A 14,020-nucleotide genomic window follows, 5' to 3' on the forward strand; every position below is an offset into this window, starting at 1 on the left:
TGGTATCTGGTGGGGGGCGGAGGACAGAGGTGGTGACGAAGGGGTCAGAGCCCGAGGACGATCCGGTCGCCGACTGCCCGGGAGCAGCAGGACATCATCCGGTCGCCCGCGCGGCGCTCGGACCCGGACAGGACGACGTCGCGGTGGTCGACGTCGCCGTCGAGGACGGGCACCTCGCAGGTGCCGCACAGCCCTTCCCGGCAGTTGGCCGGGATGGCCCGTCCGGCATCGCGCAGGGTCTGCAGGAGGGTGCGGTCGCGGGGGACGACGAGGTCGACATCGGAGTCCGCGAGGTGCACGGTGAACTCGTGCTCGACCTCCGGGTCGAGCTCGCCGAGCGTGGAGGAGAAGTGCTCGAAGACGACCGTCCCCTCCGGCCAGTCGGCGCTGCCGGTGGTCAGGTCGTCGATCATCCGCTGCGGGCCGCACGCGTAGAGGTGGAGGTCTCCGGCGCGACCCCGGTCGGACAGGTCGGCCATCAGCCGATGCAGGTCGGCGCGGCCCCCTTCCCCCGAGCAGTGCACCACCAGGTGCTCCCCGTGCTCGGTCGCGAGCTCGTCGACGAAGGCCATGCCCGCCCGCTCCCGACCCAGGTAGTGGATCTCGTAGGCGACGCCCTCGCGAGCGGCGTGGGCAGCCATGGCCCGGATGGGGGTGATGCCGATGCCACCGGCGACGAAGACGTAGCGCTGCGCCTGCTCGGGCAGACGGAAGTGGTTGCGCGGACCGCGGACGGTGAGGACATCCCCTTCGTGCACGTGATCGTGCACCCAGTCCGAACCGCCGCGGGACTCCTGCTCGCGCAGCACCGCGATCTCGTACTCCTGCGGTCGCGGGGTGTGCGGGACCGGACACCCCGCCGGCTGTACCGGCGCGGGCGGGCTGCCGCACAGCGAGTACTGGCGCACGATGCCGGAGTCTGCGCACTCGACGTCGATGTGCGAGCCGGGGGTGAAGGTCGGCAGCGCGGTCCCGTCGTCGCTGACGAGGGTGATGTGCCGGACGTCGTCCGCGGCGTCGACGACGCGCACGACGCGCATCGGCCGCGAGTGGTGGGCCGCCGTCGGTTCGCCGATGTTGACCTCGACGCGCGGGCGCAGCACGCAGGGGTCGCGGCGCTCGGGGTTGTCCGCGGGATCCCACTCGACCCACAGGTGCTCCGGGCCGCGGAAGGAGGTGTTGGGCACGTAACTGAACTCCTGCGCCGCGAGCCGCATGTGCGGCAGGCGTCCGGTCAGCTCCTCGAGGAAGATCTGCATCTCCATGCGGGCGAGGTTCTTGCCCAGGCACTGGTGGGCGCCGTAGCCGAAGGTCAGGTGGTCGGCGGCGTCGTCGCGGCGCACGTCGACCAGCTCGGGGTCCTCGAACCGGCGGGTGTCGTGGTTGCCGGAGGAGGAAACCATGAGGATGCGGGCGCCCTCGGGCAGGGACACGCCACCGACCTCGGTCGGCGTGGTCGTGATGCGCCGCCACGCTGCCTGCGACCCGTTGTGCCGCAGGCACTCCTCGACCGCGTTGGGGATGAGCGTGGGGTCGGCGCAGACCTGCTCCCAGATCTCGCGGTTCTCCAGCAGCAGCTTCACGGCGTTGGCGATGCCGTTCGCCGTGGTCTCGTGTGCGGCGACGATGCCGGCCATCATCATCGAGTGCAGGTAGGAGTCGGTGACGACCTCGGGCAGCTCGCGCTGCATCCGGATGCCGTACTGCATCCACCCGTGGTCGTCGGGGCGCTCGCGCATCCGCTCCAGGACGCCGCCGGCGTACTGCCAGAAGTTGCCGACCGCGTGGGCGACGGCGACCTGCTCCTCCGGCTCCGGCCGGCCCCAGGTGTTGACGGTGTGGGCGACGGAGTACTCCCGCAGCTTCGGCTTGTCGTCGTCGGGGACCCCGAGGAACTCCAGGGCCACGGTCAGCGGGATCTCCCAGAACATCTGGTTGACCAGGTCCGCCCGGCCGTCGTCGATGAAGGCGTCGACGTACTCGCGCACCAGGGCGCGGACCATCGGCTCGTGGTGGGCCAGGTGCTCGGGGTCGAAGGGCTCCATCAGCGCCCGCCTGCGCTCCATGTGCGCCGGCTCGTCCTCGTTCACCAGGGTGCGGTTCATCCCGTAGTCGTAGGAGGCCAGGACGTCGTTGGCCTCCTGGCTGGTGGGCGTGATCTTCTCCAGCGCGACGGCGGGGGAGAAGGTGAGGTTGTCGCGGAAGATCGCCTTGATGTCCTCGTAGCGGGTGACCACCCAGTAGTCGAGCTTGGGGCTGTAGAAGACCGGCTCGCTCTCGCGGGACCACGCCACGTAGGCCGGTGGGTCCTGCTGGTAGCCGTCACCGAAGGGGTCGAACTCGTCGGCCGGCGAGGAGATCGGACAGGCGGTGGTCATGCAACACTCCCTTGTGCGGACAGCGCACACCTGTGCGCGGACTCCGCACAACGTAGTGCAGGCGTGATCCGTGGTCAAGAGCGTGATCGAGGCCGACGCATGGGGCGACGGGTCATGCCGGTTGGGGTGCGCGGAGCTTCGTGACGAGCCCCGAGACCGGTGACTCCTCAGTACAGGCGCGCCACGGCCGCCCGCGCGTCGCGGACCAGGGGGAGGAGCCGCTCGATGTCCAGGTTGCCGGGCAGGCCGAGTCGGATGACTCCGATCGACGCCTCGACGTCGGTGGTCGAGGCGTCCCCGCCGGTGCCGACGGCGATGCCGACGGCGCCCGGCTGCACTTCACCGTCGGAGATCGCGTACCCCTGCGCGCGGGACTGCTGCACGGCCTCGCTGTCGGTGACGCGTTCGGGGCGTTGGGCGAGGATCGCCAGGCCGTCGGCGCCCTGTTCGAGGGGGTGGCGGGCTCCGACCCGGTAGCTGATCCCGATGGAGCCACGAGCGGCCGGCTCGGCGACGGCGATGGCGATCGACTCGTCACCGTCGGCGATGGCGACGAAGGCGGTGCAGCCGCTGCGGTCGGCGAGATCCTGCACCACTGGCTGGGCCGAGGTGCGGTACTGGCTCATGAAGCGACCCGCGACGACGAGGGCCCCGCTGCCGAGGCGGTAGAGACCGTCGTGCCCCTTGGCCACGAGGTGGCGCTGCTCGAGGGTGGCGAGGATCCGGTAGGCGCCGGCGCGGTGTACGCCGAGCTCGTCGGCCAGCGCGGCGGGGGAGGTGCCGCCGGTTCGCTGCGAGATGATCTCGATCGCCTCGAGCCCGCGGTCGAGCGTCTGCAGGGTGCTCATGGTCCGGTGAGTCTACGCAGCGCGCCCGCGCTGCAGGCCACGTGGTGCTCCCTCGGGCTGGGCTCCCCGGATGCCCTGCCGGCGGCGTCGGCAGGAGGGGGTCGACGGGATGTCAGCCGGAGTGACGGTCAACGTGGGTCGGTCCGGTCATCAGGGTCTTCTCCACCCACGCCATGGCGAAGGGAAGCAGGGCCCCGGCGACCATCCCGGCCGATGCGAGAGCGACAGTGAGTGCCATGGACGCCACGGTGGCACTTCTGGCGTACCGGGTGCGGGATTGGAGCGCTGCGCCTCGCCCGGTGTCACCAAATGGTGACCTACGGTTCGGCTGTCAACGAGGCGGTGAGCGCCGCTGCCGCCGGACCGAGCGCGTGACCCAAAGCGGTGACGAGTGCTCCACCCACGTCGCCCTGGCGATCACCGCCGACGGCGACGGGCACCGTGGGGTGGGAGGCGGACAACGCGTCGATGACGGCCTGCGCGGCGGGCGCGTCCTGGGCCCTGGGTATCGCGAGCACCGCGCACCGCGCGACGTGGACATCCATCGCTGCGCACCATGCGTCGGCGGGCAGGTTCGGTCCGAGGTAGACGACGTCGAGTCCGCCACGGCGCAACGCGACGGCGAAGGCGAAGATCCCCAGCTCGTGGTGGACCTCCGCAGGAAGCCCGACGATGACCGTCGGACCGCCGGGCCGGCTGGCCGCGGCGTCGTAGGACGTGGCCAGGCGACGCAGCACCGCGTGGGCGACGAGGTGCTCGCCGGCAACCGAGATCCGCTGGTCCGCCCACGCGTCACCAACTTCTGCCAGGGCCGGCATGAGCCATCCGTCGACGACGGACTCGAAGGAGCCGGCCGCGAACCGCTCGTCGAGCACCCGGGCGACCGCGGCCGCGTCGAGGCGCGCCGCGGCGTCCACGAGGTGCTCCGTCCTGTTCCCCGCGGCGGAGGCGTCCGCCGGGATCGGGTCCGCCGCGAGGGTGCGCAGAACGATCTCGGGGCCGGGGGGAGCGCCCTTCGCCGTCGGTGCCACCCGGGCGACCTCCTTGGCCGCTTGGCTGGGGGTCCAGCCGTCGGCCACGAGGGAGGCCAGCGCGCGGATGCGGGCCAGGCTCTCCTCGTCGTAGACCCGGTAGCCGGCCTCGGTGCGCTCGGGTTCGATGACGCCGTAGCGGCGCTCCCACGCCCGTAGGGTGGCAGCCGGTACGCCGGTCAGCTCGGCGGCGCGCTTGATCGTGTACATCTCGGGTGGCCCGTGGGCCCCTCAGAGCCGGGGTAGTTCTCGGTTGAGGGCCTCCTCGGCCTCGTCGCCGAGCTTCGTCAGCGGGCCGCGCAGGAACGGGGTGGCCAGCTTGACCAGGCCCTTGAAGGTGAAGTCCGCCTCGTAGACGAGCTCGGTGCCCACACCACCCGGCCCGGGGCGGATGGACATCGTGTCCTGCACGATGACCGTCCTGTTCTCCCCGCGCATGACGACCAGGCGGTCCTCCTGCAGGTCCATGGTGACGTAGGTCAACTCGGTCTCGTTGCCGCGGAAGACCGAGCGGTTGTGGTACGTGCTACCGACCGCGCCGTCCCCCTCGACCAAGGTGGTGTCGATGGTGCCCGGGTCCCACTGGTCGCTCGTGGTGAAGTCCGACAGGTAGGCGTAGACAGCCGAAGGGGGGGTGTCGACCGTGATGGTCCGAGTGATCTTCATGCCGGGAGGCCTTCCTTAGACAAACATTTGACAGCCTGTTCACCGTGACTCTACCGTTTGCACGAAGGTTGAACAATCCGTCGATGTCATGGCGTCGAATCACTGGTGTCCCCCGACCCGCCGCACGATCATCCGCAGGAGCTTGCACCGTGACCGATTCTCCCGCCCGACCCACCCGGCCGGCCGGCCCGCGCCCCACGGCCGCCGTCGTCGGCGCCGGGGTCTCCGGACTGACCGCGGCCTACGTCCTGTCACGGACCCACGACGTCACCCTCTACGAGTCGGACGCGCGTCTGGGGGGCCACGCCCACACCCACACCGTGGCCACGAGCACCGGCGAGGACGTGCGGGTCGACAGCGGCTTCATCGTCCACAACGAGCGGACGTATCCGAACCTGCTGCGGTTGTTCCGCGAGCTCGATGTGCCGACCCAGCCGACGGAGATGAGCATGTCCATCACCTGCGACGGGTGCGGCCTGTCCTGGGCCGGCGGCCGTGGGCCGGGCGCGGTCCTGGCCCAACCGCGCCGGTTGCTCGACCCGCGATTCCTGCGGATGCTCGTCGAGATCCCGCGCTTCCACAAGGCCGCGAAGGCCGTCCTCGCCGGGGCCGAGGCCGTCGACGTGTCGTCGGGCACCGACCCGACGTGGGGAGAGTTCCTCGAGCGGGGCGGCTTCTCCGACTACTTCATCGCCCACTTCGCGCTCCCGCTCGTCTCCTGCGTGTGGTCCTCGGGGGACGAGGACTCCTTGCACTACCCGGCGCGGCACCTCTTCGCCTTCCTCGACCACCACGGCATGCTCAGCGTCTCCGGATCCCCGACCTGGCGCACCGTCACCGGTGGGTCGGCCACCTACGTCGACGCACTCGCTGCCCGCTTGGGTCAGGTGCGCACGAGTGCCCGGGTCACGTCCGTGAGTCGACACCCGGACGGTGTCGACGTGCGCACGGCAGATGGTGTCACCACTTTCGACCGGACCGTCATCGCCACCCACGCCGACCAGGCACTGGAACTCCTCGCCGACGCGAGCGCGCAGGAGAAGGAGGACCTCGCGGCCATCCGCTACTCGCGCAATGCGACCGTCCTCCACCGTGACACCAGTCACCTGCCGAGCGCGAAGCGGGCCAGGGCCTCGTGGAACTACCGCAGCGCCAGCTGCGGCGGGGCGAGTGAACCGCGGGTGAGCTACTGGATGAACCGGCTGCACGGGTTCGACGAGGAGGGCGACCAGTTCCTCGTCACCCTCAACCCCGCCACCCCCGTCGACGACGGGGACGTGATCGCCCGGATGGATTACGCCCACCCCGTCTTCACCGCGGAGGCCGTCGCGGCCGCGACCCGGTTGTCCACCGCAGGCGGTGACCGGCTCGCCTTCGCCGGGGCGCACCTGGGCTGGGGTTTCCACGAGGACGGGTGCCGCTCCGGCGTCCGGGCAGCGGAGCGCTTCGGGGTGGGATGGTGATGAGCGTGACCCACGACGACGTGACCGCTGAGTCCGCTCCGACCGCGCAGACCATCGAGCTGCCCACCCTGCCGGCGCTCGTCGTCGGCACGGTGAGCCACACCCGCCGCACGCCCCTGAAGCATGCCTTCACCAACCGCCAGTACCAGTGGCTCGTCGACCTCGACGACCTGCCCCAGCACGACTGGCCGATGCGGGTGCTGACCCGGATCGAAGCCCGCGACCACCTCGACGCAGGCCGCCTCGGAGGTGGCATCCGCGGTGACGTCGAGCGATTCCTTGCCAACCGTGGGGTCGTGCTCGACGCCTCGGACCGGGTGATCATGCTCGCCAACGCGCGCGTGCTCGGTCACGTCTTCGACCCCCTCACCGTCTTCTGGTGCCTCTCGCCCGACGGCGCCCTGCGGGCCTGCATCTTCGAGGTGCACAACACCTACGGGGAGCGACACGCCTACCTCCTCGATGTCGACGGCACCGGTCGGGCCACGACCGAGAAGGCGTTCTACGTCTCGCCCTTCAACGACACCAGTGGTGAGTACGCGGTGAGCCTGCGTCTCGACCCCGGGCGGGTCACCGTCACCGTCGGCCTCGAGCGTGCGGGACGGCGCATCCTCACCGCGACCACGACCGGCGTGCCACGAGCGGCCACGGATGGCACCGTTGTGCGCACCGCCGCCCGGCACCTGCTCATGACCTGGCGCGTCAGTGCCTGGATCCGCATCCACGGCATCTGGCTCTGGGCACGCCGGCTCCCGATCCAGCCCCGCCGTCCCCACTCGCAGGAGAACGTCCGATGACCGCCCTGACCCCTCACGTCGACGAACCCATCTGTCTGCGCCGCCCTGCCCTGCGGCCGTGGTGCCTGCGTGCGCACATCGCACGTCCGATCCTGTTCAAGGTGCTCGAGCGCGCACCGGTGCGGGTGGCCATGCCCGACGGGACCACCGTGGGAGGCGGCACGGGCCTGGACGCTCCCACCCTGCAGATCCTGCACCCGACTGCGCTCTTCGAGCGGATGGCCCACCACCCCAAGATCGGCTTCGGGGAGGGGTACATGGCCGGAGACTGGGCGGCAGCGCCCGGCACCGATCTCGCCGACGCACTCGTGCCCTTCGCGCAGCGGCTGACGAGTCTCGTGCCGCCGGGGCTGGCCCGGATGCGTGGCATCGTCAACCGCCGGATCCCACGATCCACCCGCAACACGATCTTTGGTTCGCGCAAGAACATCGAGGCGCACTACGACCTGAGCAACGACCTCTTCACCGCCTTCCTCGACGAGACCCTGAGCTACAGCTCGGCACTGTTCGATCGCAGTCGACCGCTGGCGGAGCAGAGCCTCCAGGAGGCGCAGCAGGCGAAGATCGAGGCCGTTCTCGACACAGCCGATGTCGCTGCCGGCTCGCGCGTGCTGGAGATCGGTACCGGCTGGGGATCGCTCGCGATCGCTGCCGCCCGTCGCGGCGCCACCGTCACCTCGATCACCCTCTCCCACGAGCAGGCCGCCCTCGCCGACGAGCGGATCGCGGCCGCCGACGTGGACGAGCCCGGTCTCGCCGACCGGATCGAGGTGCGGCTGCAGGACTACCGGGAGGTGGGTGGCCAGTTCGACGCGATCGTCAGCGTCGAGATGATCGAGGCCGTCGGCGAGGAGTACTGGCCGACGTACTTCCGGACCATCGACGACCTGCTCGCTCCCGGCGGGGTCGCGGCCATCCAGTCGATCCTCATGTCCCATGACCGCTACCAGGCCACGCGCAACTCCTACGGATGGATCCAGAAGCACATCTTCCCCGGGGGGCTCATCCCCTCGCAGGAGGCCATCGAGGAGACCACGGCCGAGCACACCTCGCTGCGGGTGACGTCCACCCACCGTTTCGGGCGCGACTATGCCGAGACGCTGCGCCGGTGGCGGCGGACCTTCCTGCGGCAGTGGCCCACGATCGCCGCTGCCGGTTTCGACGAGACCTTCCGTCGGAAGTGGGAGTTCTACCTCGCGTACTGCGAGGCAGGGTTCGCCGCCGACTACATCGACGTCGCCCAGATTCGCTTCGAACGAACGAACCACTGATGAGCAGCCTTGTCGGCCAGCGCATCTGGCTCGTCGGTGCCTCCAGCGGCATCGGCGCAGCCCTGGCCGAGGAGCTGCACCGGCGCGGCGTCATCGTCGCGGTCAGCGCGAGAAGGGCGGAGCACCTCCGGCAGGTCGCACAGGGGCGGTTCGCGACGGTCCCCCTCGACGTCACCGATCGTGGGGCGACGCGCAGGGCTGCGCAGGACGTGCGCAGTGCGCTCGGGCAGATCGACACCGTCATCTGGTGCGCGGGCTACTGGAAGACCTTCGAGGCGACCGACTGGCAGGCCGACGAGTTCGCCACGCACATCGAGGTCAACCTGCTCGGGCTGAACAACGTCATCGACGCGACCGTGCCGGCGATGGTCGCCGCCCGCAGCGGGCACCTCGTCGCCCTCGCCTCCGTCGCGGGCTACCGCGGGCTGTCCGGGGGAGAGGCCTACGCCGCGACGAAGGCCGCCCAGATCAACCTGCTGGAGTCGATGAGGGCCTCGCTGTCGACGAAGGACGTGCGCGTGACCACCGTGTGCCCCGGATTCGTCCGTACGGACATGACTGCCGACAACTCCTTCCCGATGCCCTTCATCATCGACCCCGACGAGGCCGCCAGGGACATCGCCGACGGGTTGGCGGCGGACGCGATCGAGATCGTCTTCCCACGTCGGATGGCCGTGACGATGAAGATCGCCCGCGTCCTGCCCGTGCGGCTGTGGACGGCGATCACCGCTCGACTGGCGGGCTCCTCGTGACCGTCGGTCTGCGTCCTCCGTGCGGAACCGAGCACGCCACGCAGCGTCGTGGGACGCTCGAGGGACACGAGTCGACGCCGAGGAGGTGACGGTGACGAACCCGGTCCGCGAGTTGCGCGACTTCGCCGCGGCGGCGCTCGTGGAGCCGGTGCCGCGGGATCACACGGAGCCGGACGCGCTCTTCCGCAGACGTCGTGTCGTGACCGCGGTGACGCTCGTCGTCGGCTCGGTCATCCTCGGCGCCACGCTGCGCATCCCCCCCGGGGACGACCTGTTCTACATCGGCGGTCTCGGGCTGGCCGCGGTCTGGATCGCCGGGGGGTTGGCTGCCGGTCGACTCCACCTGGGCTGGGCCCACACCCGGGAGGAGGGCTTCGCCCGTCCCGTCGTCCAGCCCTTGGCGCTGGCAGCCCTCGCGATCGGCATCTTCACGGCCGGGGCGGTCGTCGTGGGGCAGATCCCGTGGCTCGCCGGTGCGGTCGACGAGGTGCTCGACCACGCACGCTACGGGTCGCTGGGGCTCATCTGGGCGATCACCGTCATCAACGGCATCGGGGAGGAGCTGTTCTTTCGAGGGGCCCTCTTCGCCGCCGTCGGACGCCGCCACGCCCTCGCCATCACGACTGCCGTCTACGTCCTGGCCACCGCGGCCACCGGCAACCTCATGCTTGCCGTCGCCGCCCTCCTGCTCGGTCTGCTCACGGGGGCCCAGCGCCGGGTCACCGGTGGCGTCCTCGCCCCGATCATCACCCACGTCCTGTGGTCCAGTGCCATGCTCCTGCTCCTCCCGCCCGTCCTCGACCTCGTCAGGTGAAACCATGAACGAACACACATCCACTCCCGGGACCCGCGGCACCGTCCTGGTCACCGGAGCGACGGGCTACATCGGTGGGCTGCTCGTGCCGAGGCTGCTCGAGGCCGGCTGGAACGTGCGCGCCCTGAGCCGGTCGGCCGAGCGGCTGCGCTCTCGGGACTGGGCCGGCCACATCGAGATCGTCGAGGGTGACGTCACCTCCGGTGAGGACCTGCGTGAGGCGCTGGCCGGGGTCGACGTCGCCTACTACCTGGTGCACTCCATGGACGGCGGCGGGGACCTGGCCCGGCGCGACCGCGAGCTGGCCCAGGGTTTCGCCACCGCTGCGGCGGACGAGGGGGTCGGGCGCATCGTCTACCTCGGCGGACTGCACCCCGAGGGCGCCGACCTCTCGGTCCACCTCGCCTCCCGGGTCGAGGTCGGTCAGGTGCTCCTCGACGCTCCCGTGCCTGCGGCGGTGCTTCAGGCCGCGGTCATCCTCGGTGACGGGTCGGTTTCCTTCGACATGCTGCGCTACCTGACCGAGCGGCTGCCCGCGATGGTCGCCCCGCGCTGGTTGCGCAACCGGATCCAGCCGATCGCCGTCGACGACGCGCTGCACTACCTCGTGGGGGCGGCCGGACTGCCTGCGCAGATCAACCGCACCTTCGACATCGGGGGACCCGAGGTGCTGACCTACGAGGAGATGATCCAGCGGTTCGCCTCGGTCAACGGTCTTCGCCGGCGTCTGATCGTCGGGGTGCCGGTGCTGACCCCGTGGCTGGCCAGCCACTGGGTGGGTGTGATCACACCGGTCGAGGCCGATGTCGCGAAGCCGCTCGTCGGCAGCCTGGTCCACGAGGTCGTCCGGCGGGAGTGGGACCTCGACGAGTACGTGGGGCTCCCGGCTGATGGGTTGCTCGGATTCGACGAGGCGGTCGACAGGGCGATGCGTGGTGTCCGTCCCGACCGCGCGCTGCGTGACGTGCTGACGGTCACCGGGGCGAGTGTTGCCAGCGCCACCATCGGCGCAGTGGCCACGCAGCCGGACAGCCGCTGGTACCGCTCGCTGGACCTGCCGTCGTGGCAGCCCCCGACGATTGCCTTCCCGCTGGTGTGGACCCCGCTGTACGCCGACATCGCAGCGACGTCGATCGCCACCCTCTCCCGCCTCGAAGGAGAGGGGAGGGTCGAGGAGGCCGCCCGGTACCGACGGGCCCTGTGGGCCAACCTTGCGCTCAACACCGCCTGGAGCGTGCTCTTCTGGCGAGTGCGTCGCCCGGCGCTGGCGGCCGCGGAGGCCGGGGCGCTCGCGGTCAGCTCTGCGGACCTGGCGCGTCGCGCCGGATCGGCCGACGGGCGCGCGGGCTGGGCGCTCGTGCCGTACGCGGCGTGGACGGCCTTCGCCGCCGTGCTGTCGACGGCGATCGCCCGACGCAACTGCTGAAGCCGTGAGGCGACCGGTTCAAGTCCACGGACGACGAACTGGCAGGACAGCGAAAGGTGCGCCTTGCGCTGCTGGCCGACAACGACGCGGAGGAGGTCGGCGAGTTCACGGCACTCGAGAATGCCCGAGCGCGGGGGACCTCCTGATCTCAGCCACTGATCACCTGCGAGAGCCCGCGCACGAGCGTCGCGCTCGACCCGATGACCACGAGGACCACGGCCACCCGCCGTGCCGTTGCCGCCGACACGCGCCGGGAGACCCACGTGCCGACGAGCACGCCCACCGGCACCGTTCCCACGGTGGCCGCGATCAGGGGCCACGACGGAAGCTGGCTCGTGTCACTGGCACCGACGAGCAGTTTCGTTACCACCGACGCCACACCCATGGTCAGGAAGATCGGCTGCAGCGTGGCGGCGAAGGGCCGCTGCTCCCATCGGGTCACCTGGGCGTAGACGAGCATCACGGCGGCCGCGACCCCGACGGCCGTGTTGAGGAAACCGCCGACGAAGCCGGCGACCAGACCCGCCACCAGCGGCGGCACCTGGCCCAGTGGTGGCAACAGCGAGGACGCCGCCAGTGAGAGCAGCAGCGTGGCACCGATGATCACCTCGAGCCACCCGGAGCCGGTCGCGTACACGAGCAGCGCAGCGGGTACGGATCCGGCGACGATGGTCGGCGCGACCCGCACGTAGCGCCCCCAGTCGATGTCGGTGCGGACCGCGTACGTCAGGACGACGGCCGCCGCCACGGTGGTCGCGTTCGTCAGCAGGATCCCCGTGACGGGGCCGATCGCGAGAGTCAGCGTCGGGGAGAGCACCAGCCCGGTGCCCATGCCACTCGTGCGCTGCAGGGTGATCCCCAGGATGACGGCGCCGATGACGACGAGGAGCACCGTACTCACCCGTCCAATGTAGGTCGTGGCGCCAGCAGTCGATGGTCGAGGTGGCGGCGTTGTCAGTGGTCACTGTCAGAGTTTCACGTGTCCACACAGGACACGAAGGGGAGTGACCGGGGCGACCGGGGCGGTGGACGGGGAGGTCCGCCGGCCAGCGCATCAGCAGTCAGTGAGCTGTCCGGTCGCTCGGGGGGATCGCAGGTGCGGTACCGCCCCGTCACCGCTTGCCGCGCAAGCGGTGACGGTCCTTCGTGCGACGTACCACCGCATCCGGGGGGATGACCATGTTCTTCAAGTCCTTCATCACGCCTGCCGTCATGGCATTCGTGGCCGTTCTCGTCGCCGGCGTGGCGATCCTGCCCGAGTACCTGGGCCAGGACAGGCGCACGGTGGAGTTCACCACCGTCGAGCCCAGCGCGACGGCGCCTGTTGCGCCCGTCGGCGCGCTCGAGCTGGCCCGGGCCCACGCCGAGGAGCACGGCCTCACCGACTGCGTGGACCCGGCCTACGCCCGTCTGGACGACGTGATCCTCACCGTCCCCAGTGATCCCGGCGCCGACGCCGCCATCACGCCGGTGGGCTTCGACGAGGCCCTGGCGTCGGGTGAGCTGGGCCGGTGGAACGTGTTGTCCTGCAAGGCTGCCGACCGCAGTCAGAGGTAGCGCCAGACCCCGTCGACGAGGCTCTCCCGAACCCGGTCCTGTGCCACCAGCACCTGCAGGTGCGCGAGCGTCTCGGTGGTGGCGAGCATCTGGTTCATCGGGTCCAGCTCGGACAGGTGCCGCTCGTGGCGGGTCCAGCGCAGAGTCTCGGTGACGGCGAAGCCGGAGGAGGCGCCGGCGTGCACGGCAGCCTCGGTCTGGGACAGGCGCGACTCGTGGTGGGCCAGCAGCTCCTCCACGCGCGCATGGAGGCCGCCTCCGGCCGGGCCGTGCGCGGGCAGCAGCAAGCGGTCGCGCTCGGTGAGCATGTCCGCCAGCGAGCCGAGGTAGTCCGCCAGCGGAGTCTTCACCGGCTTGGCCTGGAAACCGATCGACGGCGTGATGTGCGGCAGCACGTGGTCCCCGGCGAAGACCAGGTCGCACTCGTCGTCGAAGAAGACCACGTGCCCCTGCGTGTGTCCGGGCGTCGCGCGGACCCGCAGCGAGCGGCCCGCGGCCGCAACGCACTCCTCGTCCTGCAACCAGCGATCGGGGTCGGCGAAGCCGTCGAGATCGACCCGGTCCACCGGCAGTGCCGCCAGTCCCTCGATCACGCTCGTGGCATCAGCGGCCAGCAGCAGGGCATCGGCACCCGAGAACGCGCCATCGCTGGCGCGGATCGCCTCGAGCTGCTCGGCCTCCCCTTCGCCCAGACCGACGATCAGGCCGGCGCGTCGTCGCAGGCCGAGCGCCATCGTGTAGTGGTCGCGGTGGTGGTGCGTGACCAGGCACTGGTCGAAGTCCTGCGGCGCCAGCCCGAGCCCACCCAGCGCGTCACCCAACGCCTTCTGGGCGACGTCGATCTCCCACCCGCCGTCGATGAGGGTGTGCGAGTCCTCGCCGATGACGGCGTAGACATTGACTGCCTTGAGCCCGTCCATCGGCAGGGGGAGGGGGATGCGGTGGACTCCCGGCGCGACCTCTTCGGGCCCCGGTGCCGTCCAGTCCATCGTTCTCCCTTCGCCGCCGTTGCCCATC

At 70.7% G+C, this 14,020-nt stretch carries 14 protein-coding genes; 7 read left to right on the forward strand and 7 right to left on the reverse strand.

Translation table 11 applies throughout. The features are described 5' to 3' along the window. Positions 1-44 precede the first annotated feature (44 nt). The 5 genes from V1351_RS06105 to V1351_RS06125 all read right to left on the reverse strand — a co-directional run bounded on the left by V1351_RS06105 (position 45) and on the right by V1351_RS06125 (position 4,923). On the reverse strand, positions 45-2,378 hold the full coding sequence (locus V1351_RS06105; RefSeq protein WP_338751725.1) for a cytochrome P450/oxidoreductase: 2,334 nt from the start codon (positions 2,376-2,378) through the stop codon (positions 45-47). 167 nt (positions 2,379-2,545) lie between these two features. Continuing rightward, positions 2,546-3,226 carry an IclR family transcriptional regulator gene (locus V1351_RS06110; RefSeq protein WP_338751727.1) on the reverse strand — a complete coding sequence of 227 codons (681 nt, stop codon included), beginning with the start codon at positions 3,224-3,226 and terminating at the stop codon, positions 2,546-2,548. Positions 3,227-3,338: 112 nt separating this feature from the next. Then, positions 3,339-3,464: a hypothetical protein gene (locus V1351_RS06115; protein ID WP_338751729.1), complete on the reverse strand. Its 126-nt coding sequence runs from the start codon at positions 3,462-3,464 to the stop codon at positions 3,339-3,341. Between the two features lie 79 nt (positions 3,465-3,543). Next, a complete protein-coding gene (locus V1351_RS06120) occupies positions 3,544-4,467 on the reverse strand; it encodes a MerR family transcriptional regulator (protein WP_338751731.1) in 924 nt (307 codons plus the stop codon). A gap of 21 nt (positions 4,468-4,488) precedes the next feature. Then, complete coding sequence (locus V1351_RS06125) at positions 4,489-4,923, reverse strand: SRPBCC family protein (protein WP_338751733.1); 435 nt, start codon at positions 4,921-4,923, stop codon at positions 4,489-4,491. 149 nt (positions 4,924-5,072) lie between these two features. Here V1351_RS06125 and V1351_RS06130 point away from each other — a divergent pair, with 149 nt between their 5' ends. The 6 genes from V1351_RS06130 (at position 5,073) to V1351_RS06155 (ending at position 11,446) form a co-directional block, all read left to right on the forward strand. Further along, positions 5,073-6,386 carry an NAD(P)/FAD-dependent oxidoreductase gene (locus V1351_RS06130; protein ID WP_338751735.1) on the forward strand — a complete coding sequence of 438 codons (1,314 nt, stop codon included), beginning with the start codon at positions 5,073-5,075 and terminating at the stop codon, positions 6,384-6,386. Beyond that, on the forward strand, positions 6,386-7,183 hold the full coding sequence (locus V1351_RS06135; RefSeq protein WP_338751737.1) for a DUF1365 domain-containing protein: 798 nt from the start codon (positions 6,386-6,388) through the stop codon (positions 7,181-7,183). The genes V1351_RS06130 and V1351_RS06135 overlap by 1 nt, the downstream gene beginning before the upstream one ends. Then, on the forward strand, positions 7,180-8,454 hold the full coding sequence (locus tag V1351_RS06140) for a cyclopropane-fatty-acyl-phospholipid synthase family protein (RefSeq protein WP_338751739.1): 1,275 nt from the start codon (positions 7,180-7,182) through the stop codon (positions 8,452-8,454). The genes V1351_RS06135 and V1351_RS06140 overlap by 4 nt, the downstream gene beginning before the upstream one ends. Beyond that, complete coding sequence (locus tag V1351_RS06145; RefSeq protein ID WP_338751741.1) at positions 8,454-9,206, forward strand: SDR family NAD(P)-dependent oxidoreductase; 753 nt, start codon at positions 8,454-8,456, stop codon at positions 9,204-9,206. The genes V1351_RS06140 and V1351_RS06145 overlap by 1 nt, the downstream gene beginning before the upstream one ends. A gap of 91 nt (positions 9,207-9,297) precedes the next feature. Continuing rightward, complete coding sequence (locus tag V1351_RS06150; RefSeq protein WP_338751743.1) at positions 9,298-10,020, forward strand: CPBP family intramembrane glutamic endopeptidase; 723 nt, start codon at positions 9,298-9,300, stop codon at positions 10,018-10,020. Positions 10,021-10,024: 4 nt separating this feature from the next. Next, the gene (locus V1351_RS06155) at positions 10,025-11,446 is read left to right on the forward strand and encodes a tryptophan-rich sensory protein (RefSeq protein WP_338751745.1); all 1,422 of its coding nucleotides are present in this window, start codon (positions 10,025-10,027) and stop codon (positions 11,444-11,446) included. A gap of 148 nt (positions 11,447-11,594) precedes the next feature. Here V1351_RS06155 and V1351_RS06160 read toward each other — a convergent pair whose 3' ends face one another. Further along, on the reverse strand, positions 11,595-12,347 hold the full coding sequence (locus V1351_RS06160) for a sulfite exporter TauE/SafE family protein (protein ID WP_338751747.1): 753 nt from the start codon (positions 12,345-12,347) through the stop codon (positions 11,595-11,597). Between the two features lie 245 nt (positions 12,348-12,592). Between V1351_RS06160 and V1351_RS06165 the strand changes: the two genes are divergently transcribed. Next, positions 12,593-13,003 (forward strand): hypothetical protein, encoded by a 411-nt coding sequence (locus V1351_RS06165; protein WP_338751749.1) that lies wholly within the window; start codon positions 12,593-12,595, stop codon positions 13,001-13,003. On the opposite strand, the gene V1351_RS06170 is transcribed toward V1351_RS06165, so the two are convergent. Continuing rightward, positions 12,994-13,992 (reverse strand): MBL fold metallo-hydrolase, encoded by a 999-nt coding sequence (locus V1351_RS06170; RefSeq protein WP_338751751.1) that lies wholly within the window; start codon positions 13,990-13,992, stop codon positions 12,994-12,996. The genes V1351_RS06165 and V1351_RS06170 overlap by 10 nt on opposite strands. Positions 13,993-14,020: the final 28 nt, after the last annotated feature.

Source organism: Janibacter sp. A1S7, from assembly GCF_037198315.1.
Lineage (GTDB): Bacteria > Actinomycetota > Actinomycetes > Actinomycetales > Dermatophilaceae > Janibacter > Janibacter alittae.

Bases quoted from the DNA above. Each gene is read 5' to 3' on its own strand.
- V1351_RS06105 (WP_338751725.1), bottom strand. From the start codon at position 2,378: ATGACCACCGCCTGTCCGATCTCCTCGCCGGCCGACGAGTTCGACCCC.
- V1351_RS06110 (WP_338751727.1), bottom strand. From the start codon at position 3,226: ATGAGCACCCTGCAGACGCTCGACCGCGGGCTCGAGGCGATCGAGATC.
- V1351_RS06115 (WP_338751729.1), bottom strand. From the start codon at position 3,464: ATGGCACTCACTGTCGCTCTCGCATCGGCCGGGATGGTCGCCGGGGCC.
- V1351_RS06120 (WP_338751731.1), bottom strand. From the start codon at position 4,467: ATGTACACGATCAAGCGCGCCGCCGAGCTGACCGGCGTACCGGCTGCC.
- V1351_RS06125 (WP_338751733.1), bottom strand. From the start codon at position 4,923: ATGAAGATCACTCGGACCATCACGGTCGACACCCCCCCTTCGGCTGTC.
- V1351_RS06135 (WP_338751737.1), top strand. From the start codon at position 6,386: ATGAGCGTGACCCACGACGACGTGACCGCTGAGTCCGCTCCGACCGCG.
- V1351_RS06140 (WP_338751739.1), top strand. From the start codon at position 7,180: ATGACCGCCCTGACCCCTCACGTCGACGAACCCATCTGTCTGCGCCGC.
- V1351_RS06145 (WP_338751741.1), top strand. From the start codon at position 8,454: ATGAGCAGCCTTGTCGGCCAGCGCATCTGGCTCGTCGGTGCCTCCAGC.
- V1351_RS06155 (WP_338751745.1), top strand. From the start codon at position 10,025: ATGAACGAACACACATCCACTCCCGGGACCCGCGGCACCGTCCTGGTC.
- V1351_RS06170 (WP_338751751.1), bottom strand. From the start codon at position 13,992: ATGGACTGGACGGCACCGGGGCCCGAAGAGGTCGCGCCGGGAGTCCAC.